Below are 24,598 nucleotides of genomic sequence, written 5' to 3'. Positions count from 1 at the left end.
AAGTACATCTCTCGGCCATGGATGTCGATCATGCTCCATCCCTTACGACGAGGCCCGCTGCGCCATTATGCCGCGACTTCGATAAAGAGATAGCTAATGCTCATCTTCACCCAGAGGGTGCGACGAGGAAGTCCCACTGTTATGTTTTATTTAACACTCAGGATGAGCCATGCTAGGGGGACAACAAGACGTTTCCCCGAGGAGCCTTCGCTATGCTGGAAACCCGTTCCGCCCGCCAGTCTGCGGCCCATGACCACTCACCCCGTGCCGAGCATGCTGCCATCAACCGCCACTTCTGGATGCCGTTCAGCGCCAACCGCGACTTTCATGCCCATCCGCGGCTGATCACCGGCGCCGAGGGGCGCTACTTCATCGACGATAGCGGCCGCCGGCTGTTTGACTCCCTCTCGGGTCTCTGGACCTGCGGCGCCGGACATAATCGCGAGGAGATCCAGCAGGCCGTGGCCCGCCAGCTCGGCACCCTCGACTATGCTCCGGGCTTCCAGGTGGCGCATCCGCTGGCGTTCCAGCTGGCCGAGAAGATCGCCGAGATCACGCCGCCGGGGCTGGATCATGTGTTCTTCACCGATTCTGGCTCCGAGTCGGCGGACACCGCCGTGAAGATGGCCAAGGCCTACTGGCGCGCCAGGGGGCGTCCAGAGAAGACCCGCCTGATCGGTCGCGCCAAGGGCTATCACGGCGTGAACGTCGGTGGGACGAGCCTGGGTGGCATCGGCGGTAACCGCAAGCACTATGGCCAGCTGATGGAGGTCAGCCATCTGCCGCACACCCTGCAGCCGCAGCTCGCCTTTACCCGTGGCCAGGCCGAGAGCGGTGCCGAGCTTGCCGATGCGCTGCTCGAGCATATTGCCCTGCATGATGCCTCCAACATCGCCGCGGTGATCGTCGAGCCGATGTCCGGCTCCGCCGGGGTGATCGTGCCGCCCAAGGGCTATCTCGAGCGGCTGCGCGATATCTGCACGGCCCACGATATCCTGCTGATCTTCGATGAGGTGATCACTGCCTTCGGTCGCAGCGGAGCGCGCACCGGTGCCGAGGCCTTCGGCGTGGTGCCGGACATGATGACGGTGGCCAAGCAGCTCACCAACGGCGCGGTGCCCATGGGCGCGGTGATCGCCTCAACCGAGATCTATGACACCTTCATGCACGCCGGCGGCCCCGAGCACGCCATCGAGTTTCCCCACGGCTATACCTACAGTGCCCACCCGGTGGCCTGCGCCGCAGGCCTGGCGGCACTGGAGCTGTTCGAGCGCGAGGACTTCCCCGCCCAGGTGCGTGCCATCGCCCCGGCGTTCGAGGCGAAGCTGCATGCGCTGAAGGGGCGTTCCCATGTGGTGGATATTCGCAACCATGGCCTGGCCGGGGCGATCCAGCTCGCGCCACGCGACGGGGACCCGACGATTCGCCCCCGCGATGCTCACCTGGCGTTGTGGGAGGCGGGTTTCTATGTCCGCTTCGGCGGCGACACCCTGCAGTTCGGCCCGCCGTTCGCCAGCACCGAGGCGGAGCTGGAGCGGCTGTTTGATGCGGTGGCCACGGTGCTGGACTCGATAGTCTGAGGTTTTTCGTATTACTGGATTATTCATCTATAAATGGGTCGATAAACAAGAATAAATCATCCATTAAGTGGGTTGTTTGGCATCCTGGTCTGCTGGTGCAACGTTATGATGCGTTGAGTGTTCAGCCACCGTGTCGTCGGTCGACCGGGTGGCGCTTGTGCGTCTATCGTTGAGTCAGGCCTCGCCGCATGGTGAGGCCTGTGTCCTTTTCCAGGAGGTGTTGGTGATGTCTCGTGAAATCGTGGTTCTGGGTGCCGGCATGGTCGGCGTATCGGTGGCCTGGCATCTGGTGCGCCAGGGCCATTCGGTGACGCTGGTGGATCGCCGCGAGCCCGGCCGCGAGACGTCGTTCGGCAATGCCGGCATCATCCAGCGCGAGGCGGTGCGTCCCTATCGCTTTCCTCGTGACCTCGGCACCCTGATGCGCGTACTGCCCAACCGCGAGGTGGATATTCGCTATCGCCCCACGGGCATGGTCGGCGCGGCAAGCCCGCTGCTGCAGTACTGGATCAACTCCGGCAAGTCCCGCTACGCCAAGATCGTGCCGGAGTACGCCTCACTGATCATGCGCTGCCTGGAGACCCATGCCCCTATGGTCGAGGCCGCCGGTGCCGATCACCTGGTGCGTCGCGACGGCTGGCTGGAGCTCTATCACACCCAGAAGCCCTTCGATGAGCGTATCGCCGAGGCGCGCGAGAACCGTGAGCGCTTCGGTGTGGAATTCGAGGTGCTCGACGCGGCTGGCCTATATGCCAAGGAGCCACACCTGAAGAAGGGTCTGGTGGGGGCCATCCACTGGATCCAGCCGTGGACAGTGGCGGATCCCGGCGCCCTGGTGCAGGCCTATGCCGAGCACTTCCAGCAACAGGGCGGCCGTTTCGTGCAGGCCGAGGTCAAGGGTGTCGAGAAGGGCGGCAAGGGCTGGAAGGTGACAACCACCGGTGACGAGACACTGGAGGCCGAGCAGCTGGTGGTTGCCATGGGCCCCTGGAGCGGCAAGCTGCTCTCGCGCCTGGGCATCTCGGTGCCGCTGTTCGTCAAGCGCGGCTACCATATGCACTACGCCAGCGCCGACGAGAATGCCCACCTCAACCACTGGATCATGGATGCCGAGACCGGCTTCCTGCTCGAGCCAATGCGTGCAGGCATTCGCCTGACCACTGGGGCAGAGCTGGCCGACCTGGATGCGCCGCCCAGGTTCAAGCAGCTCAAGGCGGCGGAACAGGCCGCCAGGAAGATCTATCCGCTGGGTGAGCGTCGCGATCCGGAACCCTGGAAGGGCGCGCGCCCCTGCTTGCCTGACATGAAGCCGATCATCGGCCCGGCGCCCGGGCAGGAGGGAATGTGGCTGGCCTTCGGCCATGGCCACCAGGGCTTCACTCTGGGGCCGGTGACCGGGCTGCTGCTGAGCCAGATGATGGCCGGCGAGACCCCCGAGGTGGATATGGCACCGTTCAGCGCCACGCGCTTCTGAAACGACTCCGAGTCTTTGGTGCCGCGGGGTGTGCTATGCCTTGCGGCGCTGCTTGACCTGGTGGGTACCCAGCTTGACCAGCAGGGTGACGATGAATACCAGCCAGCCGGCGGTGGCCACCACGTTGAAGAGCAGCAGTTTCTGGATGCCGCTCAAGGGCGTGAAGATCAGTTCGAAGGTGATCCCGAACAGGAAGGCGAGGAACAGCGGCAGCGCCAGGATGTGCATCCACATCTCGGTGCGCCGCTTTCTGACGTGGTAGCGCCGCAGCAGTACCCGCGTCGGGCGGTGCACGAAGGTGACCAGCACGGTGGTGCCCAGCAGCAGCAGGGCGGCCAGGGTCGGCTCCAGGTTGCCCAGGTGGGCCGACAGGCTGATCGACCAGTAGACGACCAGCCACATCAGGCCGGCCAGGATGGCGGCCAGATCGGCATAGTGGCGAACCTTGGGCATCGTCTCTCCCTCGTGAAGCTGGCCCCGCGAAAACTGGCGGCATGATACGGGATTTTCTTGCTTCATGGCGAGTTGCTGCGAGTGCCGGGCGACCTCTTCTGCGGTTTGTCCCCCGCGCCCCGCGCTGGTGGGCTTGCTACCTGGCAGAACGCAGTACCAGCTTCCTTACCCAGTACCATCGATTGATCAGTAGTGCGGCGAAGATCAGCGAGCAGCCCGCGAGCTGCAACAGACTCATTGTCTCGCCGTACCAGGCGGCGGCCAGCAGTGCTGTCCATACTGCCTCGAGCATCAGGATGACGGCGGCGTGGCTCGGCGTGGTCAGGCCCTGGGCGTAGACCTGCAGGAAGAAGCGCAGGGTGCTGGCGAGCAGCACGCTGGCCGCCAGCCAGCCCAGTGTGATGCCACCGATACGTGCGGGCCAGGGTTCGATCAGCGCCGAGACCAGACCGAGCAGGATGCCGACCACCGTGAGCTGGATGGCGGTGAGCGGCAGGGCGGGGAGGTGGCGTACCACCCGGGTGTTGACGTTGATCAGCAGCGAGAAGAGCACGGCGGAGGTGGCGATCAGCCACTGGCTGGGCTCCAGGCGCAGGCCGGCGTTGAGCGAGAGCAGGGCGAAGCCGGCCAGGGCGATGGGCAGGGCGATCCAGGTGGTGCGTGGCGGGCGGTCGCCGAACAGCAGTTTCGCCACGATCGGCACCAGCAGGATGCCCAGGCTGTTGATGAAGGCACTCTCGCCGAGGTGGCTCGAGTGGTAGAGCCCCATGATCCAGAAACTCAAGGCTCCGCTGAACAACAGGCCGACACCGGCGCCGGCGGCGAAGTCCCGGGCGGAGAGGCGGCGCAGGGCCGGGAGGGCGAACAGCGCAAGCAGCAGCCCGGCCAGCAGGAAGCGCGTGCCGATGAACAGCAGCGGCGGCATGCCGTCCAGCGCCTCCTTGGAGAAGATCCAGCCAGCAGCGGCGAGCAGGGTGACGGTGAGCAGCAGCAGGTCGGCACGCAGCGGACTGCGCTCGAGGGAGTCGGTCATGGAAGTCCCGGTGGTCAAGCGAAGCCCATAGGTTAGCAGACTAGCGGCCATCGGGCTCTGCCTCGCCAGGCGCCATTGGGTATACTGGCGCCACGCCGATATGAACCCGCCAATACAGGATCCACCGTGACTACCCTGACCCTGACCCTGACTCGCCCCGACGACTGGCACCTCCATCTACGTGACGACCAGGCGCTGGCCGCCGTGGTCGAGGCCTCCGCCCGCCAGATGGGTCGCGCCATCATCATGCCCAACCTGAAGCCGCCGGTGACCACCACCGAGCAGGCGCTGGCCTATCGCGAGCGTATCCTGGCGGCGTTGCCCGAGGGCAGCCGCTTTCAGCCGCTGATGACGCTCTACCTCACCGACAATACCCCCGCCGAGGAGATCGAGCGCGCCCACGCCAATGGCCTGGTGCAGGCGGTGAAGCTCTATCCCGCCGGCGCGACCACCAACTCGGCCTCCGGGGTCACCGACATCACCCTGTGTGACGATGCCATCGCCACCATGGAGCGCCTGGGTATCCCGCTGCTGATGCACGGCGAGGTCACCGATGCCGAGATCGATATCTTCGATCGCGAGGCGGTGTTCATCGAGACGGTGCTCAAGCCGCTGCTGGAGCGTCACCCGAACCTCAAGGTGGTGTTCGAGCATATCACCACCGCCGAGGCGGCCGAGTTCGTCGCCGCGGCGCCGGCCAACGTGGGCGCCACCATCACCGCCCACCATCTGCTGTTCAACCGCAACCATATGCTGGTCGGCGGTATCCGGCCGCACTACTACTGCCTGCCGATCCTCAAGCGCGAGCGGCATCGCCAGGCGCTGCTGGCGGCGGCCACCTCGGGCAGCCCGAAGTTCTTCCTGGGCACCGACAGCGCGCCCCACGCACAGGGCGACAAGGAGAGCGCCTGCGGCTGCGCCGGGGCCTACACCGCGCCTGCGGCGATCGAATACTACGCCACGGCCTTCGAGCAGGCCGGCGCCATCGAGCGTCTCGAGGGCTTCGCCAGCCACCATGGCCCGGACTTCTATGGCCTGCCACGCAACAGCGATACCGTCACCCTGGTCCGCGAGCCCTGGCAGCTGCCCGAGTCGTTGCCCTATGCCGGAGGCGCCCGCATCGTGCCGCTGATGGCCGGCGAGACGCTGGAGTGGAAGCTGGTTGGTGAGCAAACGGCTTAGCCTTCGATATCGCCGATAAATCGGGCTCCCACAAGATAAATCAGGCTCCGGCAATAGGCAGTCTGCAGTCTCACTCGGCGATAGCGAGGATAGGCGTGGCTATGCATCACATGTGTTGCTATTCTGTCTTAAAAGCAACAGATGTGGTGCATTATTATGAGCATTCACGAAGAGCTGAAGCGTCGCCGTCATGACCTCGGCTTTACCCAGTCCCAGATCGCGGACCGTATCGGCATGACTCGCCAGCAGTACCAGCGCCTGGAGCGGGGGGGCAATCCGCGGCTGGATACCCTGCAACTGGCTGCGGATGGTCTCAATACCCGCCTGATGCTGATCCCTGTCGAGCAGTGGTATCGGGTCAAGGAGCTTCTCGAGGAGGGGCAGGAGGAGACCGTTCCCCTCGATGAGGATCCCTGGCAGGGCCTGCTCGACGAGGAGGACTGAGCATGGTCAACGAAAGTGTCGAGATGCTGTCGCTGTGGCTGCACGGCCGCCGCCTGGGTTGGCTGGCTGAATATCGTGGTGGTCGCAATGTGCTGGTGTTCGACGACTGGCGACTCGACGAGAGCCGCGCCACCTTGTCGCTGTCGCTGATGCCTTCGGCACCGCACAGTCAGCGACTGCTGCAGTCGCCCTGGATACGTCGCCAGCGGCTGCATCCCTGGCTCTCCAACCTGCTGCCGGAGGGCGCGCTGCGGGAATGGCTTGCCGCCGAACTCAAGGTGCATCCGGACAACGAGTTCCCTCTGCTGGCGGCCCTTGGTCATGACCTCCCGGGGGCCCTGGAGGTCGCCGCCGTGGCGCCCGATGAAATGCCCGCCTGGGTGCTTGCCCATCGCCGGAGCATCAGCCCGGAGCCGCGCCAGGTCGCTGTGGGGCGGGGCTTCTCCCTGGCGGGGGTGCAGATGAAGTTTTCCATGCGTGGGCAGGACGGGCGTTTCCTGGGCGCCGGGCAGGCGCTGCCCGGGGACTGGATCATCAAGCCGCCATCTCCTGTTCATCCGTGGCTCGTGGAGAACGAATACTCCGCTATGCGCCTGGCAGAGGCGGCCGGGGTGACGATTCCGGAGATTCGACTGATCCCCCTCGAGGAACTGGATGGGCTGCCGCGCCTGAATCTGCCCGATGAGCCAATGGCCTATGCGATCAAGCGATTTGATCGGGCTGGGAGTGAGCGGGTGCATGCGGAAGACTTCGCCCAGGTGCTGTTTCGCTACCCCCATGAGAAGTGCTCCGGCCCAAGCTATGAGCAGGTCGGGCGGCTGGTACGCGAGTTCTCCGCCGACGGCATGGCGTGCGCGGCGCAGATGGCGCGGCGCCTGCTGGTTAATGCACTGTTGGCCAACGGCGATGCTCACCTGAAGAACTGGAGCCTTGTCTATCCCGATCGCAAACGGCCAACCTTGTCGCCTGCCTACGACATCGTGATGACGCGGGCTTATCTGCCTGCTGAGGGGGAGGCAGCGTTGAACCTAAACGGCAAGAAAGGCTGGGAGCAGCTGCGGCTCACCGATTTTCAGCACTGGGCGGGCAGGGTAGGCGTAAGCTGGCCGGCCGTGGAGTCGGAACTGCAGGATACGCTGCGTCGTGCCAGAGACAACTGGCCCGATATGCTGGAATCGCTGCCCATGGCCGAGTCGCACAAGGCATTGCTGCGCGAGCACTGGCAAAGCCTGGCAACGGAATGGCGGATCGGTTAACGCTCCTCGTCGATCTTCGACGGGTAGTGAGGGGCGTTAACCTGTCGCTCCAGGAAGTCGAGGCCGGTCTCGATGGCATCGCCACGGGTAAGGAAACTGAGGAAGTGGCCGCGACCGTGCTGGAGGAAGAGCTCGGCTTCACCGCCCTGGGCCCTCAGCGCCTGGTAGAAGTCGGTGGCATGATCCACCGGGACCAGGCGGTCCCAGGTGCCGTGGAACAGGAAGAAGGGCGGCGGTGTGCTCTGGATCTGTCTGGCCGGGGAGGCAAGCCGATACTGCTCGGGCACCTCGGCGCGGGTGCCCCCCAGAAACTGCACTACCAGCTTGCCATCATCGAATTTGAACAGATCGGTGGGCGTGCCGCCCGCGACGACAGCCGCCAGCCGGGCGTGCTCGCCTCCGTGGGGCTCGGCCAGGGGCCCGTCGCTGCCGGCCAGGGCCAGCAGGCTGACCAGATGCGCCCCCGAGGAGAAGCCGACCCCGACGATGCGATCGGTGTCCACGCGCCACGCCTCGGCGTTGGCATGCAGCCACGCCATGGCCTGCTGGAGGTCGTGCAGCTGGGCGGGGAAGCGGTAGTCGGGGGCGAAGCGGTGTTCGATATTCACCGTGATGAAGCCGCGCCGGGTAAGGGCCTCGGCGATCTCTTCCATGTCGTCCGGCGTGCGATTGCGCCAGCCGCCGCCGTGAACCAGCAGGGCGGCCGGGCGCAGGTCGTCGCTTTCGCCCCGGGGCAGGCGCACCCGCGCACTGAGCGGCTCCGGCCAGTCATCCGGGGTATAGCGGTGGTTTGCCAGCTGCCGGATGGTGGCCGGCTCCCCTGTCACTCCAGGGTGGTCGGCGTCTTCGACCTCGCGGCCGTCGCTTCCCAGGTGGGTGTTGGCGCAGCCAGCGAGGCCCAGGCTGGCCAGCAGCAGGGCGCCTCGGCACCAGGTCGTGGCTGCCATTGCCTCAGGCGCCCGCCACTGCCGTCTCACGCTTTCGATCGGCCAGGCGTGCCACCATCGCCTCGATCATCTTCGAGGAGTGCAGGGCGGCCTTCTCCAAGAACTGCTCGAAGGAGAGGTGATTGTCGCCGCCGCCGGCGATGTCGGAGAGGGCGCGGATCACCACGAAGGGGCAGTCGTAGAGGTGGCAGGTCTGGGCGATGGCCGCGGCCTCCATCTCGGCGGCGAGCATGGTGGGGAAGCGCTGGCGGGTCTGGGCCACCAGGTTGGGGCAGGCCATGAACACATCGCCGGTGGCGATCAGCCCCTCGACCACATTGACCTCGCCCAGCGCCTCGACACACTCCCGGGCCAGGTGGACCAGGCGCTCGTCGGGCAGGTAGGCCGCGGGCATGTCGGGGACCTGGCCGTGCTCGTAGCCGAACACTACGGCGTCGACGTCATGGTGTCGCACCTCGCTGGAGACGACGATATCGCCGATCTCCAGACCCTCGCCGAAGCCACCGGCGGAGCCGGTGTTGATGATCGCCTCGGGCTTGTACATGTCGAGCAGCAGGGTGGTGCCGACGGCGGCATTCACCTTGCCGATGCCCGACTGCAGGATCACCACCTCGACGCCATGCAGCAGGCCGCTATGAAAGGTATTGCCGACATGGGTGTGGGTCTCGCGCCCCTCGAGCAGGGAGGCGAGCCGTGCCACCTCCTGGCTCATGGCGCCGATGATGCCGATGCGCTTCATGCGAAGACCTGGCTCCACTCGTCGCGCTTGGCCAGGAAGCCACGCGCGATCTGTTTGGCGCCTTCCAGGCTGTGACTGGCGGCCCAGCCGCACTGCATCTCGTTGCAGGCCGGGACTTCGCTGGCCTCGAGCACGTCCTTGAGGGTCTTCTCGACCAGCTCGAGCACGCCGTCGTAGTCGTCGTGGTTGAGCATCGCCCAGTAGAAGCCGGTCTGGCAGCCCATGGGGCTGATGTCGACGACCTTGTCTGTGTGGTTGCGCGACATTTCTGCCATCAGGTGCTCCAGGGAGTGCAGGCCGGGCATCTCCATATGATCTTGGTTGGGCTGGCAGATGCGCATGTCGTACTTGTGGATGGTGTCGCCGTGCTCGCCGGTCTTGACGTCGGCCAGGCGCACGTAGGGAGCCTTCACCTTGGTGTGGTCGAGGTTGAAGCTTTCGACGTTCATCTTGTCGCTCATGAAATCCTCATTCTGCTGTGGGGTCAGACCCCTAAGTGTGCTTTGGGGTCTGGCCCTTAGGGAAAATTAGCTGGCGTCGTGGAGGTCGGCGGCCTGCAGGGTGTTCTCCAGCAGGCTGGCCACGGTCATGGGGCCGACGCCGCCGGGGACGGGGGTGATCCAGGCGGCACGCTTCGCGGCGGCCTCGAAGTCGACATCGCCGATCAGGCGGCCGTCCTCCTGGCGGTTGATGCCCACGTCGATGACGATGGCGCCCTCCTTGACCCACTCCCCCTTGACCAGGCCGGGCTTGCCCACCGCCACGATCAGGACATCGGCACGGCGCACATGTTCCTCGAGGTTGCGCGTGAAGCGGTGACAGACGGTGGTGGTGCAACCGGCGATCATCAGCTCCAGGGACATGGGGCGGCCGACAATATTGGAGGCGCCGACCACGGTGGCGTCCAGGCCGCGGATCGCCAGGCCGGTCTCCTCGAACAGCGTCATCACGCCCTTGGGCGTGCAGGGGCGCAGCAGTGGCAGGCGCTGGGCCAGGCGGCCCAGGTTGTAGGGGTGGAAGCCGTCCACGTCCTTGTCCGGGCGGATGCGCTCGAGGAGGGGGCGGGCATCGAGCTGCTCGGGCAGCGGCAGCTGGACCAGGATGCCATCCACGGCCGGGTCGGCGTTGAGACGGTCGATCAGTGCCTCGAGCTCGTGCTGGGTCGTGTCCGCGGGCAGCTGGTGACGAAACGACTCGATGCCGGCCTCGACACAGGCGTTGTGCTTGTTGCGCACATAGACCGCGGAGGCGGGGTCCTCTCCGACCAGTATGACGGCAAGACCCGGTGCTCGGCCCCCGGCCTCGCGGCGCGCCTGCACCTGGCGGGCGACCTGCTGGCGAACACGGGCGGCTATGGCTTTGCCATCGATCAGTTGCGCGGTCATCGAGGATCCTCTGGGTGGCTGGAATGGGTGGCTAAAAAATCAGAGGCGTGATTTTCGCATGCCGGGCCCGCGAAACAAAGCGGGCGATAGCGGAAGGTGGTACGTATTTACTTGACCGGGCGGGAAAGTCACGTAGAATACGCAGCGCTCGACGAGGCCTCTGCGGCGGCGTCCAGCCCGCTAGATCGCCGGCGGAGTGTAGCGCAGCCTGGTAGCGCGCCTGCTTTGGGAGCAGGATGTCGGGGGTTCGAATCCCTCCACTCCGACCACAACTTCTTGAATGTCTTGCGGTTTCTTGGCACTCAGGGTTGCGGCGAGGCGACCTGGAACGTAGAATGCGCCCATAGCTCAATCGGATAGAGCAACGGCCTTCTAAGCCGTAGGCTGCAGGTTCGAGTCCTGCTGGGCGCGCCATCCGGGTGCGGTAGCAGGAAGTCGATTCGAGCAACTGTCGATGTGGTGGATGTAGCTCAGTGGTAGAGCCCCGGATTGTGGCTCCGGTGGTCGTGGGTTCGATCCCCATCATCCACCCCACCTCGACATCTTTAGCAAGGCAATGGTGGATGTAGCTCAGTGGTAGAGCCCCGGATTGTGGCTCCGGTGGTCGTGGGTTCGATCCCCATCATCCACCCCACGCCTTGACTCCTCAGCAAGAACCTCCGAACGTGCTCCATAGATCGCCTTCGTCAGATGCTCTCCGCGAGGTCGTCTGATTGGTGTGGCTGGCTCTTCGTCAATAGTTCGTCGTCAACCGATATCCTCCAGGCATTCCAGTGCGTGGCGCAAGGTGTGCGCATGCGGTCGCCCTGGCGTCGGCGATTTCTGGCGTAGATGCGTCGCCAAGCCTTGTAATCTCTCGCTTCGCCCCCATTTGTCTCGCCATGGCGCTTGCCAGTGCCGGGCGGGATTCATAAAATCCCCCCTTTGAATTTCCATTCACGCAACACGATGCCCCCAGTCGGTAGAGGACATTTCATGCAAGTTTCCGTCGATACGACCTCCCAGATCGAACGCCGCATCACGGTTCAAGTACCGGCCGCCGAGATCGATGAGGCCGTCAATGCCCGTCTCAAGGATGCCGCCAAGAACGTTCGTATGGACGGTTTTCGTCGGGGCAAGGTGCCGATGTCGGTGATTCGTCAGCGCTACGGCAGCGACGTGCGCAACGAGGTGGTGGGCGAGGTGATGCGTGAGCGCTACGTTCGCGCCATCTCCGAGCACGAGCTCAACCCGGCTGGCTTCCCGCAGATCGAGCCTACCGTCAACGAGGCGGGCAAGGACCTCGAGTTCGTGGCGACCCTGGAGGTCTACCCGGAGGTCGAGCTGGCCCCGATCGAAGGCACCGAGGTCGAGCGTCCCGTGGTCGAGGTGACCGAGGCCGACGTCGACGAGATGATCGATACCCTGCGCAAGCAGAATGCTGCCTGGGAAGCGGTCGAGCGCGCCGCCGAGGATGGCGACCAGGTGACCATCGACTTCCAGGGCTTCCTGGGTGACGAGCCCTTCGAGGGCGGCAGCGCCGAGGGTCACGACCTGGTGATCGGTTCCGGCAGCTTCATCCCCGGCTTCGAGGAGCAGCTGATCGGTGCCCAGGCCGGCGAAGAGAAGGAGATCAAGGTCACCTTCCCTGAGGACTACCAGGCCGAGAACCTGGCCGGCCAGGAAGCCACCTTCAAGGTCAAGGTCCACGCGGTGAAGGGTCAGACCCTGCCCGAGGTCGATGCCGAGTTCGTCCATAAGTTCGGCGTCGAGGATGGTGATCTCGACAAGTTCCGCGCCGAGGTCAAGAAGAACATGACCCGCGAGGCGAGCCAGGCGGTGGATAACCGCGTCAAGCAGCAGGTGCTGACCGCGCTGCAGAAGGCCAACGAGATTCCGGTGCCCCAGGCGCTGGTCCAGCAGGAGACCGATGGCCTCAAGCGCCAGGCGGCCCAGCAGTTCGGCCTGGGCGAGGACTTCGACGTCTCCCAGTTGCCCAACGAGCTGTTCGAGGAGCAGGCCCGGAGCCGCGTCGAGGTGGGTCTGCTGCTGGCTGAGGTGATCAAGGCCAACGAGCTGGAGGCCAGCGACGACGAGATCCGCGCCAAGGTGCAGGAGCTCGCCGAGCAGTACCAGGAGCCCGAGCAGGTGGTCGAGCACTACATGGGTAACGACCAGCTCAAGACCCAGGTCAAGTCCGCTATCCTCGAAGAGAAGGCCGTGGACGTGCTGCTTGGCCAGGCCAGCGTCAAGGACGTCGAGATGTCCTACCAGGACGTGCTGGCCGCGGCCCAGCAGCAGGAAGAGGCCGAGGAGGACGAGGGCAGCGAAGAGGCCGGCGAGCAAGAGCGCCAGGCCTGATTGATGCCCCCGCGCCCCGGTTCATGCCGGGGCGCTGTTTCTCTTCGCTTCCATTCATCGGATGCAAGGACAACACGCAGATGAGCAACGAGTTCGATATCCAGAATGCCGGCGGCCTGGTGCCCATGGTGGTCGAGCAGAGCGCGCGCGGCGAGCGTGCCTACGACATCTATTCCCGCCTGCTCAAGGAGCGTGTGATCTTCCTGGTGGGTCCGGTGGAAGACTACATGGCCAACCTGGTGGTGGCACAGATGCTGTTCCTGGAATCCGAAAATCCGGACAAGGACATCCACCTGTACATCAACTCGCCGGGGGGGTCGGTGACGGCGGGCATGTCGATCTACGACACCATGCAGTTCGTCAAGCCCGACGTCTCCACCGTGTGCATCGGTCAGGCGGCGAGCATGGGCGCGCTGCTGCTGGCCGGCGGGGCGGCAGGCAAGCGTTTCTGCCTGCCCAACTCGCGGATGATGATCCACCAGCCGCTGGGCGGCTACCAGGGTCAGGCCTCGGACATCGAGATCCACACCCGTGAGATCCTCGGTATTCGCGACAAGCTCAATCGCATCCTGGCGCAGCATACCGGCCAGGACATCGAGACGATCGCCCGGGATACCGACCGCGACAACTTCATGGACGGCAACCAGGCCGCGGAGTATGGCCTGATCGACGCCGTGCTGGATAAGCGGCCCACATCCTGATAGCGTGATTTGCATTACACGCTGAATGTTCCCGGCGGCGCTGGCCGCCGTTGTGAGCTCGGTGGCGCCGGCTCTGGCAGGTGCCACCAACATGAAAAGAGGTAAGCGAATGGCCGACGGCAAAGGCAAGGACGACGGTGGCAAGCTGCTCTACTGCTCGTTCTGCGGCAAGAACCAGAACGAGGTGCGCAAGCTCATTGCCGGCCCGTCCGTCTATATCTGTGATGAGTGTGTCGACCTCTGCAATGACATCATTCGCGAGGAGGTGCTCGATGCCGATGCCGAGAGCGACGATGAGCGTCTGCCGACGCCTCGCGAGATCCGTCACACGCTCGATGATTATGTGATCGGCCAGGACCGCGCCAAGATGGTGCTGTCCGTTGCGGTCTATAACCACTACAAGCGCCTGAGCTCCGACGTGAAGAAAGACGACGTGGAGTTGGGCAAGTCGAACATCCTGCTGATCGGCCCCACCGGCAGCGGCAAGACGCTGCTCGCCGAAACCATGGCGCGGCTGCTCAATGTGCCGTTCACCATTGCCGATGCCACTACGCTGACCGAGGCCGGCTACGTGGGCGAGGATGTCGAGAACATCATCCAGAAGCTGCTGCAGAAGTGTGACTACGATGTGGAGAAGGCCGAGCGCGGCATCGTCTACATCGACGAGATCGACAAGATCTCGCGTAAGTCGGACAACCCCTCCATCACCCGTGACGTCTCGGGAGAGGGCGTGCAGCAGGCGCTGCTGAAGCTGATCGAGGGCACCACCGCCTCGGTGCCGCCCCAGGGTGGCCGCAAGCATCCGCAGCAGGAGTTCCTGCAGGTTCACACCGGCAACATCCTGTTCATCGTCGGCGGCGCCTTCGCCGGTCTCGACAAGGTGATCCGCGACCGCGCCGAGAAGGGCGGTATCGGCTTCAATGCCGAGGTCAAGAGCAAGGATGACAGCAAGCCGGTGGGCGATATCCTGGCCACCGTGGAGCCCGAGGACCTGGTCAAGTTCGGCCTGATTCCGGAGTTCGTCGGTCGTCTGCCGGTCATCGCGACCCTGACCGAGCTCACCGAGGATGCGTTGATCGAGATCCTCACCGAGCCCAAGAACTCGCTGATCAAGCAGTACGCCAAGCTGTTCGAGATGGAAGGCGTCGAACTTGAGTTCCGTGACGATGCCCTGCGGGCAGTGGCTGGCAAGGCCATGGCGCGCAAGACTGGTGCACGTGGCCTGCGCTCGATCCTCGAATCGGTGCTGCTCGACACCATGTACGAGATTCCCTCGCTGGAGGGTGTCAGCAAGGTGGTGATCGACGCCTCGGTGATCGGCGGCGAAAGCGAACCGCTACTGATCTATTCGCAGCAGCAGGAAGCCGCCAGCGACGGTACCGACGGCTGATCGATCGGGATCTATCCCACGGGAGCGCCCTGTCTCCATCGCCGGCCCGGCCGGCTGGAGTCGCGGCAGCTCCCGTTTTTTTTGTCCTCTCGGCTCCTGCCTTGCAAAGTCACCCGGTCGCCCCCATTCCACGGGGCATCCCTTCGTTTTCTTTGAGGTACGTCTGCGATGCAGCAGAACGCTGATCAGACCCTGAGTCTGCCCCTTTTGCCGCTGCGGGACGTGGTCGTCTACCCGCAGATGGTCATTCCCCTGTTCGTGGGTCGCGAGAAGTCGATCCAGGCGCTAGACGCCGCCATGAGTGCCGACAAGAGAGTGCTGCTGGTTGCCCAGCGCGAGGCCAGCAAGGACGATCCCGACCGCGACGACCTCTTCGCCATCGGCACCGTGGCCGAGATCATGCAGCTGCTCAAGCTGCCCGACGGTACCGTCAAGGTGCTGATCGAGGGCGTTTCGCGCGCCGATGTCGGCGAGCTGCAGGCCGGCGATGATTACACCAGCGCCGAGGCTCTGCTGCGCGAGAGCGTGCCGCTCACCGAGCGAGAGCAGGAAGCGCTGGTGCGCGTGCTGCTCAACCAGTTCGAGCAGTACGTCAAGATGTCGAAGAAGGTGCCTAACGAGGTGCTCAATTCGCTCTCCGGCATCGAGGACCCCAGCCGTCTGGTAGACACCATCTGCGCTCACCTGTCGCTGAAGATCGACGACAAGCAGCAGCTGCTGGAGATGGACAAGGTGCGCGACCGCATCGAGCACCTGATGGCACTGATCGAGTCCGAGATCGACCTGCTGCAGGTGGAGAAGCGCATCCGCTCTCGGGTCAAGGACCAGATGGAGAAGTCCCAGCGCGAGTACTATCTCAACGAGCAGATGAAGGCCATCCAGAAGGAGATGGGCGAGCTCGAGAATGTGCCCAACGAGGCCGAGAAGTACGAGCAGGCCATCGAAGAGTCCGGCATGCCCAAGGAGGCCCGCGAGAAGGCCACCCAGGAGCTGGGCAAGCTGAAGATGATGTCGCCGAACTCCGCCGAGGCCACCGTGGTGCGCTCCTACCTGGACTGGCTGGTGTCGGTGCCCTGGAAGAAGCGCACCCGGGTCAAGCACGACCTGGTCCACGCCCAGAAGGTGTTGGACGAGGACCACTATGGCCTCGACGAGGTCAAGGCGCGGATCCTCGAGTACCTGGCGGTGCACAAGCGGGTCAAGAAGCTCAAGGGGCCGGTGCTGTGTCTGGTGGGGCCGCCCGGGGTGGGCAAGACCTCGCTGGGCAAGTCCATCGCCCGGGCCACCAACCGCAAGTACGTGCGCCTGGCGTTGGGCGGCGTGCGTGATGAGTCCGAGATCCGTGGTCACCGCCGCACCTACATCGGCTCGCTCCCGGGCAAGATCGTGCAACGCATGTCCCGCGCCGGGGTCAGGAACCCGCTGTTCCTGCTCGACGAGGTCGACAAGATCGGCATGGACCATCGCGGCGACCCTGCGTCGGCGCTGCTCGAGGTGCTCGACCCGGAGCAGAACGATACCTTCAGCGACCACTATCTGGAGCTGGACTACGATCTCTCCGAGACGCTGTTCATTTGTACCGCCAACTCGATGAACATCCCCGGACCGCTGCTCGACCGCATGGAGGTGATCCGCCTGCCCGGCTACACCGAGGACGAGAAGCTGGCCATCGCCAAGCGCTACCTGGTGCCCAAGCAGCTCAAGGCCAACGGCTTCAAGGACGAGGAGCTGGCGTTCTCCGACGAGTCGCTGCTCGAGCTGATCCGCTACTACAGCCGCGAGGCCGGGGTGCGCGAGCTGGAACGCCAGATCGCCAAGGTGTGTCGCAAGGTGCTGCGCGTGCGTCTCGAGAAGGAGAGCAAGGAGGGGGCCCAGGCACCCATGCTGCTGGCCGCCGCGGATATCGAGGAGTATGCTGGGGTGCGCCGCTACAGCTACGGGCTGGCCGACCAGGAAGATCAGGTCGGTCGCGTGACCGGGCTTGCCTGGACGTCGGTGGGTGGTGAGCTGCTCAATATCGAGTCGGTAGTGACCCCGGGCAAGGGGCGCGTCAACAAGACCGGTTCGCTGGGTGACGTGATGAAGGAGTCGGTGAGTGCCGCCCACACCGTGGTGCGTGCACGTGCGCTGTCTCTGGGTATCGACCCCGAGCGCTTCGAGAAGGAAGACCTGCATATCCACGTGCCCGAGGGCGCGACGCCCAAGGATGGCCCCAGCGCGGGTATCGCCATGGTCACCGCCATGGTCTCTGCCTACACCGGTCGGCCGGTGCGCTGCGATGTGGCCATGACCGGTGAGGTCAACCTGCGCGGAGAGGTCATGCCGATCGGCGGCCTGAAGGAGAAATTGCTGGCCGCCAGGCGCGGTGGTATAAAGACCGTGCTGGTACCCGAGGAGAACCGCCGGGACCTCAAGGAGGTGCCGGATAATATCAAGGAGGCTCTCGATATCAGGCCGGTACGCTGGATCGACGAGGTGCTTGAGGTGGCATTAGCTAAAAGGAATGAGGAATCCGAGGGGGAATCCCGTTCCGATGACGCCTCTTCAGCGCAGTCAATGATCAGCACGCATTGAGGTCAATTTCCCCACTATTATTCTGCTCAAAGCCTGATATGGTGGGGCTCTGCCCTGAATGTTGCTTGACAGCGCTTTCTCCGCATTGCTATAAATTACCTCATGCTGTGATCGTGCTTGTTGGTTGAAATACCGGTTCGATTGGGGCCAATTTCCGAAAAAGTCAAGGGGTGAAGTGTGAACAAGTCTGAGCTGATCGAAGCCATCGCCGCGTCTGCCGATATTCCCAAGGCATCCGCCGCGCGCGCTCTGGATGCCATGGTGGATTCCGTGACCGATAGCCTGAAGAAAGGCGACAGTGTCTCCCTCGTCGGTTTCGGTACCTTCCATGTGAAGGAGCGTGCTGCTCGCACCGGTCGCAACCCCCAGACCGGTCAGCCGATCGAGATCAAGGCGGCCAAGGTGCCCGGTTTCAAGGCCGGCAAGGCGCTGAAGGATTCCGTCAACTAATCCTGGCCAACTGGAGAAGCGCGCCGTTCGCGCCGCCGCTGGTTGACCGTTGATGGTTGATTGATACAGGCGCATCGCCCTCGGCGGTGCGCCTGTCTTTGTTATCGGCAGCCGAATTTTTAGATATCCATTTCGAGGCAACACTTCCGAGGCCTGCATGCTGCAAAGTATTCGAGACCGCTCCCGAAGCTGGGGAGCCAAGATCATCGTCGGGGCAGTCGTGGTGACCATGGCGCTGTTCGGTGTGGAGTCGCTGGTGGGCCTGTTCGGCAACAGCGGTGACGAGGTCGCCGAGGTCAACGGCGAGCCGATCATGCGCCAGGAGCTCGAGCTCTCCGTTCAGCGCGCTATCCGCAGCGGCCAGGTCCCGCCGGAGCAGGAGCGCGCGCTGCGTGGCCAGATGCTCGACGAGCTGATCACCGACAAGGTGCTCAGCCAGTATGCCGAGGAGGGCGGCCTGCATCTCTCCGAGGAGCAGCTCGACCAGATCATCGTCTCGCTGCCCGAGTTCCAGGATCAGGAGGGACGGTTCGACAGTGAGCTGTTCCGCAACCGCCTGGCCAGCGCCGGCTATACGCCGGTGGGCTTCCGCGACCAGCTGCGCCGCGACATGAAGCAGCAGCAGCTGCAGCAGGGGCTGGCGTTCAGTGATTTCACGCTGCCCAGCGAGCAGCAGCGCCTGGCCGAGCTGCAGCGCCAGACGCGGACCTTCCGCCACGCGGCTCTGGATGCCGGGTCACTGGAGGAGGAGATCGTTCCCTCCGAGACGGCCATCGAGGAGTACTACGCCGAACACCAGGACAGCTTCCGCCGGCCCGAGCAGGTACGCCTGAACTATGTGGTGCTCGACCGCCAGGTGATGGCCGACCAGGTGGAGATCGACGAGGAGGCGCTGCGCGACGCCTGGCGTGAGCAGACTGCCGATGCCGATCGCCGTCTCTCGCACATCATGCTCAGCTTCGGTGAAGAGCGCAGCCGTGAGGAGGCGATGGCCGAGCTGGAAGCGGTCCAGGCCCGCCTCGCCGAGGGCGAGTCCTTTGCCGATCTGGCCGCCCGGGTGTCCGATGACACCGTCTCCGCCGAGCAGGGGGGCGACCTGGGCGTGGTCAGTCGTGGCTTCTTCGGTGAGGCCTTCGACGAGGCCGCCTTCTCCCTGGATGAGGGAGAAGTCTCGGAGATCGTCGAGACCGACAACGGCCTGCACCTGCTGACCGTGACCGGCCTGGAGCGCGAGTCGTTCGAGTCGATGCGTGACGACCTGCGTCGTCAGCTGGCCCAGGACCGGGTCAGCGGGGAGTTCAACGACAGGGCCCAGCAACTGATCGACGAGAGCTTCGCCTCAGACGACCTGCAGAGTGTCGCCGAGGATCTCGGGCTCGAGCTCCAGACCAGCGACTGGGTTTCCCGCGACGGTGCCGAAGGCGTTCTCTCCGAGCCGGGCGTGATGTCCCAGGCGTTCAGCGGGGACGTGCTCGAGGAGGGCTACAACAGCGAGGTGATCGAACTGGACAACGATCGCCGTATGGTGCTGCGCGTAGCCGAACACCGTGAGGCGACCACGCTGCCGTTGGCTGAGGTGCGCGACGAGGTTGCCGCCGAGGTCGAGAGAGAGATGCGTCGCGATGCGCTGCGTGCCCGGGCCGATGAGCTTGTTGCCGCCCTGCGTGACGGCGAGTCGATCGACCTCGACTGGCAGCAGGCCGAGGAGGTCAGCCGTCAGGATAGCCAGGGACTTTCTCGAGGCATCGTCGACGCCGCCTTCCGGCTGCCGGCCCCCGAGGGTGATGCCCCGGCCTATGGCACGGTGGTCGACGGCGATCGCGCCGTAATCATCGCCCTGGAGTCGGTCGGTGAAGGCGAGGTCGACGAGCAGGTCGAGCAGTTCGTCTCCTCTATGGCCGAGCGCCTGCGCGCCCAGGCCGCCATCCAGGGGCTCATCGAGCACCTGCGTAGCGAGGCCGAGATCAAGCGCTAGGTGGACAAGCTATAAGCTGCCAACCAGCCAAGCGGCCAAGAAAAAGTAGAAAGCAGAAAGTAGAAACCCCGCACCCCTACAGGGCCCGCGGGGTTTTCTTTTGGTGCTCCAGTTTGATGTGAAACCAGTTCGTATGGGGGCAGCTCCGTTGCGCGACTGGAGGCCGAAGACCTCCCCGGATGACGCCACCCCAGATCGGCAACTTCACGTTAATGCGCGATGAGTTATAAAATTGTTATGGTGTAACATTATGACTCCCGAGAGGATCCTTATGTCCGCGCCCCTGGCCAATATCCCCGTCCACCTGATCACCGGCTTTCTGGGTAGCGGCAAGAGCACGCTCATCCATCGCCTGATCGACCAGAAGCCCGCTGGCGAACGCTGGGCGGTGCTGGTGAACGAGTTCGGCCAGGTGGGCATCGACCAGGCGATGTTCGATGAGCGGGATGATCTGGTGGTCAAGGGGCTTCCCGGAGGTTGCCTCTGTTGCCAGCTGGCCTTCGTGATGCAGGCGACCCTGGTCAACCTGCTCCATCGCTATCGGCCGGACCGGCTGATCATCGAGCCCTCGGGGCTGGGTCATCCGGCGGGGCTGCTGGAGGTACTCCGCGGGGAAGCCTTTAACGACGTGCTGGCGGTTCAGGACATCATCACCGTGCTGGATCCGCGCCGCCTCGACGACCCTCGCTCCCGTGAACACGAGACCTTCCGTGACCAACTGGCCATCGCGGATGCCGTGGCGCTGACAATGGATGACCTGGCAACGCCCAGCCAGCGCGCCGCCGCCGAGGCCCTGCTGGCCGAGAGTTGGCCGGCCAAGAAGTGGGTACGACCGGCTCCCCATGGCGAGCTGCCTCTGGCGCTGCTGCTGGATGGGGTTGGTGGAAACCGAGTGCCATCCCGGTCGTCACCCGACAGCGAGGCGCATCGCCAGTTACGCGAAGCGGCGGGCTCCAGTCTTGTGTTGGAGGGGTTCAGCGAAGCCACGCCGACGCCGGGGCAGCCCGTGCGTCAGCAAGGCGACTCGCTGGGCTATGCCACCCTTGGATGGCGCTGGCACCCGGAGGATTGCTTCGATCTGGATTGCATCACGGCGCTGCTCGGCGAGTTGCCGGTACAGCTGCGCATCAAGGGGGTACTGCATACTGATGCCGGCTGGAAACGCTACAACCGCGCCGATGCCACGGTGAGCCTGGAACAGGCCGGCTGGCGACAGGATTCGCGGCTGGAGATCATCGGTGAGGCGGGTAGTCTGCCGGAGGCGGCGGCCCTGGAGGCCCGCCTTGCTGCCTGCCGACTTGCGCCGCCTTCAGACTAAGGCGATCTCGCGCAGCTCGGGCTCCCCATCGCCGTCGACCACGATCTCCCACCCCTTGCCGGGTTGCCAGTCACCGAGCACGATGCGCTGTGCGGGCTGGTCGTCGACCTCGAGTTCATGCACCGCCGGGCGATGGGTGTGGCCGTGGATCAGGGTGGTAACGCCGTGCTTGGCCATCACCTTGACTACCTCCTCGGGCGTCACATCCATGATGTCCTCGGCCTTGTTGGAGTTGGCCTCACCGGATTGGGCACGCAGCTGGCTGGCCAGGGCGACGCGCTGGTCGATGGGCATCGACAGTACCTGCTCCTGCCACAGCGGGTGGCGGGCCTGGGCGCGGAAGGCCTGGTAGGCCTCGTCCCGCGTGCACAGGCTGTCGCCATGCATCAGCAACACGGGCTTGCCGCCCAGCTCGACCACGCTGGGATCATCCAGCAGGGTGGCGCCGGCCTCGCGGGCGAAGCGCTCACCCAGCAGGAAGTCGCGGTTGCCATGCATCAGGAAGATCTTGGTGCCATCATCCGCAAGCCGGCGCAGCGCTCGGGCGATACGCGCCGCCAGGTCGGCATTGCCGCTGGGGTCGGCACCGACGAGGTCCAGCAGGTCATCACCAATCCACGCCTCGAAGAAGTCGCCGAGGATATACAGGGCATCGCTGCCGCAGGCGCGCTCCTCCAGCCAGCGCAGGAAGCCCTCGGTGATCTCGGGGGTGCCGGGGTGCAGGTGCAGATCGGAAATCAGCAGGGTGGCCATGATGGTGAGTTCTCACGTCGTGCGTCGCAAGGCAAGACGCCCGCACGGGGCGGGCGCCAGCTGAGGCAGGGCAGGGGGATCAGTCTTCCTTGACGTAGGCCTTTTCGATGATTACGTCCTGGGCCGGCACGTCGGCGTGCATCCCACGACGGGTGGTTTCGACGTTCTTGATCTTCTCGACCACGTCCATGCCGTCGACTACGCGTCCGAACACGCAATAGCCCCAGCCCTGGATGGACTTGCCGCTGTGGTTGAGGAAGGTGTTGTCAGCGACGTTGATGAAGAACTGGGCGGTGGCGGAGTGCGGATCCTGGGTGCGCGCCATGGCCAGGGTGCCCTTCTCGTTGGCCAGGCCGTTGTCGGCCTCGTTCTCGATCGGGTCGCGGGTGGGCTTCTGGTTGAAGTCCTCGTCGAAGCCGCCGCCCTGGACCATGAAGCCCTCGATCACGCGGTGGAAGAGGGTGCCGTCGTAGAAGCCGTCGCGCACATACTGCTCGAAGTTGGCGGCGGTCTTGGGGGCCTTCTCGTGGTCCAGCTCGACGCTGATGTCACCGTAGGTGGTCTGCAGAACGATCATCGCTAAGTTCCTGTGCAATAAAGGGGCTCCGCCTTGGCGTTGCCCGTGGGCGTGGCGCTATAATACCGGTTTTGCTTCCATGCGCGAAGCGAGCGTGGGGCAGGGCACGGCGGTTGCCATTGGTGGCGGCGCCCGGGGCTGATCCGGCGGCAGGCCTTCGAGGAGGCGCTGTGACCCCCTCCTTGGGCGCTACCGACGCCATCCCTGGCGTAGGACCTCCTCTAGCCCTGCCCCCGGCGCCTCCCACTGAGGCGCGTTGGCAACGCTTGCGCCGTCAGGCCCGCACTTTCAACCAGAGGCTGTTCTTCTCAACATGTCCACCGAAACCACCAGCGCCCCGAATTTCATCCGCAATCAGATTCGCGAGGAGCTCGAGGCCGGGCGTACCGGCAAGATCGTGACCCGCTTCCCGCCGGAGCCCAACGGCTTCCTGCATATCGGGCACGCCAAGTCGATCTGTCTCAACTTCGGGCTGGCCGAGCAGTTCGGTGGCGACTGTCATCTGCGCTTCGATGACACCAACCCAGCCAAGGAGGAGCAGGCCTATATCGACGCCATCAAGGAGGACGTCAGCTGGCTGGGCTTTGAGTGGGCAGGGGAGGTGCGCTTCGCATCCGACTACTTCGACCAGCTCTATGCCTGGGCCCAGCACCTGATCCGCGAGGGCAAGGCCTATGTCGATGACCTCTCGCCGGACGAGATCCGCGAATACCGCGGTACCCTCACCGAGCCGGGTCGCCCGAGCCCCTATCGCGAGCGCAGCCCCGAGGAGAACCTCGACCTGCTGGAGCGCATGCGCACAGGCGAGTTTGCCGAGGGCGAGAAGGTGCTGCGGGCGAAGATCGACATGGCCTCGCCCAATATCAACCTGCGCGACCCGATCCTCTACCGCATTCGCCATGCCACGCACCACCAGACCGGCGACAAGTGGAAGATCTATCCCTCCTACGACTTCACCCATGGCCAGTCCGACGCCATCGAGGGGATCACCCACTCCATCTGCACCCTGGAGTTCGAGGATCATCGCCCGCTGTACGAGTGGTTCCTCGACAACCTGCCGGTGCCGGCCAAGCCGCGCCAGATCGAGTTCGCGCGACTCAACCTCAACTACACCCTGACCTCCAAGCGCAAGCTCAAGCTGCTGGTGGACGAGGGCATCGTCGATGGCTGGGACGATCCGCGCCTGCCGACCATCTCCGGGATGCGTCGCCGTGGCTACACGCCGGCGTCGATCCGCAAGTTCTGCGAGATGATCGGGGTGACCCGCGCTGACGGCGGCCTGGTGGATATCGCCATGCTCTACCACGCCATCCGCGCCGACCTCGAGGACAATGCGCCGCGGGCCATGGCCGTGCTCAAGCCGCTCAAGGTGGTGCTGACCAACGTCCCGGAAGGCCACGAGGAGACCTACGAGGTCCCCGGCCATCCGGCGCGCGAGGACATGGCCGTGCGCAAGGTGCCCTTCACCCGCGAGATCTATATCGATCGCGACGACTTCATGGAGGAGCCGCCCAAGAAGTTCTTCCGCCTGGCACCGGGCAAGGAGGTGCGGCTGCGTAACTCCTACGTGATCCGCTGCGACGAGGTGGTCAAGGACGACGCCGGCGAGATCACCGAGCTGCGCTGCTCCGTGGACTTCGACACCCTGGGCAAGAACCCGGAAGGGCGCAAGGTCAAGGGCGTGATCCACTGGGTCAGTGCCGAGCACGGTGTGCCCATGGAGGTACGCCTCTATGACAACCTCTTCCTTGAGGAGCAGCCGGACAAGGACAAGGACGCCGACTTCCTGGAGCACCTCAACCCCGATTCGCTGGTGGTCTGCCAGGCCGTGGGTGAGCCCAGCCTGGCCGAGGTCGACGCCGAGAGCCGCTTCCAGTTCGAGCGCGTGGGCTACTTCTGTGCCGACCGCCACGCCTGCCGCGATGGCAAGCTGGTGTTCAACCGTACCGTGGGGCTGAAGGACACCTGGGCCAAGGTTCAGAAGAAGGAAGCCCAGAAGAACGTCCAGGACAAGCAGAAGGGCTGAC

General features: G+C 64.6%; 21 protein-coding genes and 4 tRNA genes. 17 read left to right on the top strand and 8 right to left on the bottom strand.

The annotated features are described in order from the left end of the window. The first annotated feature begins 299 nt into the window (after window positions 1–299). Together aptA and ACJ7IV_RS08485 are read left to right on the top strand one after the other, a co-directional pair. Window positions 300–1,580: an omega-aminotransferase AptA gene (gene aptA, locus ACJ7IV_RS08490; protein ID WP_483866565.1), complete on the top strand. Its 1,281-nt coding sequence runs from the start codon at window positions 300–302 to the stop codon at window positions 1,578–1,580. Between the two features lie 226 nt (window positions 1,581–1,806). Further along, on the top strand, window positions 1,807–3,054 hold the full coding sequence (locus ACJ7IV_RS08485) for an NAD(P)/FAD-dependent oxidoreductase (protein WP_483864008.1): 1,248 nt from the start codon (window positions 1,807–1,809) through the stop codon (window positions 3,052–3,054). A 33-nt stretch (window positions 3,055–3,087) separates the two neighbouring features. On the opposite strand, the gene ACJ7IV_RS08480 is transcribed toward ACJ7IV_RS08485, so the two are convergent. After that, on the bottom strand, window positions 3,088–3,507 hold the full coding sequence (locus ACJ7IV_RS08480; RefSeq protein WP_483864007.1) for a hypothetical protein: 420 nt from the start codon (window positions 3,505–3,507) through the stop codon (window positions 3,088–3,090). A 136-nt stretch (window positions 3,508–3,643) separates the two neighbouring features. Next, the gene (locus tag ACJ7IV_RS08475; protein WP_483864006.1) at window positions 3,644–4,540 is read right to left on the bottom strand and encodes a DMT family transporter; all 897 of its coding nucleotides are present in this window, start codon (window positions 4,538–4,540) and stop codon (window positions 3,644–3,646) included. Between the two features lie 126 nt (window positions 4,541–4,666). Here ACJ7IV_RS08475 and pyrC point away from each other — a divergent pair, with 126 nt between their 5' ends. The 3 genes from pyrC to ACJ7IV_RS08460 all read left to right on the top strand — a co-directional run bounded on the left by pyrC (window position 4,667) and on the right by ACJ7IV_RS08460 (window position 7,422). Further along, window positions 4,667–5,722, top strand: coding sequence for a dihydroorotase (gene pyrC, locus ACJ7IV_RS08470; protein WP_483864005.1), 1,056 nt, complete (start codon window positions 4,667–4,669; stop codon window positions 5,720–5,722). A gap of 156 nt (window positions 5,723–5,878) precedes the next feature. Continuing rightward, window positions 5,879–6,166 (top strand): helix-turn-helix domain-containing protein, encoded by a 288-nt coding sequence (locus tag ACJ7IV_RS08465; protein WP_483864004.1) that lies wholly within the window; start codon window positions 5,879–5,881, stop codon window positions 6,164–6,166. A 2-nt stretch (window positions 6,167–6,168) separates the two neighbouring features. Further along, on the top strand, window positions 6,169–7,422 hold the full coding sequence (locus ACJ7IV_RS08460; protein ID WP_483864003.1) for a type II toxin-antitoxin system HipA family toxin: 1,254 nt from the start codon (window positions 6,169–6,171) through the stop codon (window positions 7,420–7,422). Here ACJ7IV_RS08460 and ACJ7IV_RS08455 read toward each other — a convergent pair. The 4 genes from ACJ7IV_RS08455 to folD form a co-directional block, all read right to left on the bottom strand. After that, a complete protein-coding gene (locus ACJ7IV_RS08455) occupies window positions 7,419–8,369 on the bottom strand; it encodes an alpha/beta hydrolase fold domain-containing protein (RefSeq protein ID WP_483864002.1) in 951 nt (316 codons plus the stop codon). The two genes, ACJ7IV_RS08460 and ACJ7IV_RS08455, sit on opposite strands and share 4 nt — an antisense overlap. Before the next feature lie 4 nt (window positions 8,370–8,373). Then, a complete protein-coding gene (gene mtnN, locus ACJ7IV_RS08450; RefSeq protein ID WP_483864001.1) occupies window positions 8,374–9,108 on the bottom strand; it encodes a 5'-methylthioadenosine/S-adenosylhomocysteine nucleosidase in 735 nt (244 codons plus the stop codon). Continuing rightward, window positions 9,105–9,569, bottom strand: a complete 465-nt coding sequence (locus ACJ7IV_RS08445; protein WP_161432032.1) for an S-ribosylhomocysteine lyase — start codon at window positions 9,567–9,569, stop codon at window positions 9,105–9,107. Before ACJ7IV_RS08445 ends, mtnN begins: the two co-directional genes overlap by 4 nt. Window positions 9,570–9,635: 66 nt before the next feature. Continuing rightward, window positions 9,636–10,493, bottom strand: a complete 858-nt coding sequence (gene folD / locus ACJ7IV_RS08440) for a bifunctional methylenetetrahydrofolate dehydrogenase/methenyltetrahydrofolate cyclohydrolase FolD (protein ID WP_483864000.1) — start codon at window positions 10,491–10,493, stop codon at window positions 9,636–9,638. 192 nt (window positions 10,494–10,685) lie between these two features. Between folD and ACJ7IV_RS08435 the strand changes: the two genes are divergently transcribed. From ACJ7IV_RS08435 to ACJ7IV_RS08385, 11 genes are all read left to right on the top strand, one after another. Further along, window positions 10,686–10,762 (top strand) — tRNA-Pro (locus ACJ7IV_RS08435). A 68-nt stretch (window positions 10,763–10,830) separates the two neighbouring features. Beyond that, window positions 10,831–10,907, top strand: a tRNA-Arg gene (locus tag ACJ7IV_RS08430). A 45-nt stretch (window positions 10,908–10,952) separates the two neighbouring features. Further along, window positions 10,953–11,027 (top strand) — tRNA-His (locus tag ACJ7IV_RS08425). A 25-nt stretch (window positions 11,028–11,052) separates the two neighbouring features. Next, window positions 11,053–11,127 (top strand) — tRNA-His (locus ACJ7IV_RS08420). Window positions 11,128–11,468: 341 nt separating this feature from the next. Further along, the gene (gene tig, locus ACJ7IV_RS08415) at window positions 11,469–12,833 is read left to right on the top strand and encodes a trigger factor (protein ID WP_483863999.1); all 1,365 of its coding nucleotides are present in this window, start codon (window positions 11,469–11,471) and stop codon (window positions 12,831–12,833) included. Between the two features lie 80 nt (window positions 12,834–12,913). After that, on the top strand, window positions 12,914–13,534 hold the full coding sequence (clpP, locus tag ACJ7IV_RS08410) for an ATP-dependent Clp endopeptidase proteolytic subunit ClpP (protein ID WP_232911503.1): 621 nt from the start codon (window positions 12,914–12,916) through the stop codon (window positions 13,532–13,534). 109 nt (window positions 13,535–13,643) lie between these two features. Next, window positions 13,644–14,924, top strand: a complete 1,281-nt coding sequence (gene clpX, locus ACJ7IV_RS08405) for an ATP-dependent Clp protease ATP-binding subunit ClpX (protein ID WP_161432036.1) — start codon at window positions 13,644–13,646, stop codon at window positions 14,922–14,924. A gap of 168 nt (window positions 14,925–15,092) precedes the next feature. Then, the gene (gene lon / locus ACJ7IV_RS08400) at window positions 15,093–17,498 is read left to right on the top strand and encodes an endopeptidase La (protein ID WP_483863998.1); all 2,406 of its coding nucleotides are present in this window, start codon (window positions 15,093–15,095) and stop codon (window positions 17,496–17,498) included. A 177-nt stretch (window positions 17,499–17,675) separates the two neighbouring features. After that, window positions 17,676–17,948, top strand: a complete 273-nt coding sequence (locus ACJ7IV_RS08395) for an HU family DNA-binding protein (protein WP_027962884.1) — start codon at window positions 17,676–17,678, stop codon at window positions 17,946–17,948. Between the two features lie 157 nt (window positions 17,949–18,105). Continuing rightward, on the top strand, window positions 18,106–19,923 hold the full coding sequence (locus tag ACJ7IV_RS08390) for a SurA N-terminal domain-containing protein (protein WP_483863997.1): 1,818 nt from the start codon (window positions 18,106–18,108) through the stop codon (window positions 19,921–19,923). Between the two features lie 271 nt (window positions 19,924–20,194). Continuing rightward, the gene (locus tag ACJ7IV_RS08385) at window positions 20,195–21,241 is read left to right on the top strand and encodes a CobW family GTP-binding protein (protein ID WP_483863996.1); all 1,047 of its coding nucleotides are present in this window, start codon (window positions 20,195–20,197) and stop codon (window positions 21,239–21,241) included. On the opposite strand, the gene ACJ7IV_RS08380 is transcribed toward ACJ7IV_RS08385, so the two are convergent. Together ACJ7IV_RS08380 and ACJ7IV_RS08375 are read right to left on the bottom strand one after the other, a co-directional pair. Then, on the bottom strand, window positions 21,233–21,994 hold the full coding sequence (locus ACJ7IV_RS08380; RefSeq protein WP_483863995.1) for a UDP-2,3-diacylglucosamine diphosphatase: 762 nt from the start codon (window positions 21,992–21,994) through the stop codon (window positions 21,233–21,235). The genes ACJ7IV_RS08385 and ACJ7IV_RS08380 overlap by 9 nt on opposite strands. Before the next feature lie 79 nt (window positions 21,995–22,073). Then, complete coding sequence (locus tag ACJ7IV_RS08375) at window positions 22,074–22,571, bottom strand: peptidylprolyl isomerase (protein ID WP_213313200.1); 498 nt, start codon at window positions 22,569–22,571, stop codon at window positions 22,074–22,076. A gap of 313 nt (window positions 22,572–22,884) precedes the next feature. Between ACJ7IV_RS08375 and ACJ7IV_RS08370 the strand changes: the two genes are divergently transcribed. Beyond that, window positions 22,885–24,597 carry a glutamine--tRNA ligase/YqeY domain fusion protein gene (locus ACJ7IV_RS08370; protein WP_483863994.1) on the top strand — a complete coding sequence of 571 codons (1,713 nt, stop codon included), beginning with the start codon at window positions 22,885–22,887 and terminating at the stop codon, window positions 24,595–24,597. The last annotated feature ends 1 nt before the right edge of the window (window position 24,598 follow it).

The sequence above is a fragment of the Halomonas sp. C10-5 genome (genome assembly GCF_057169305.1).
The sequence above is the reverse complement of the archived record's forward strand: the minus strand, read 5'-3'. Positions and strand labels throughout refer to the sequence as shown.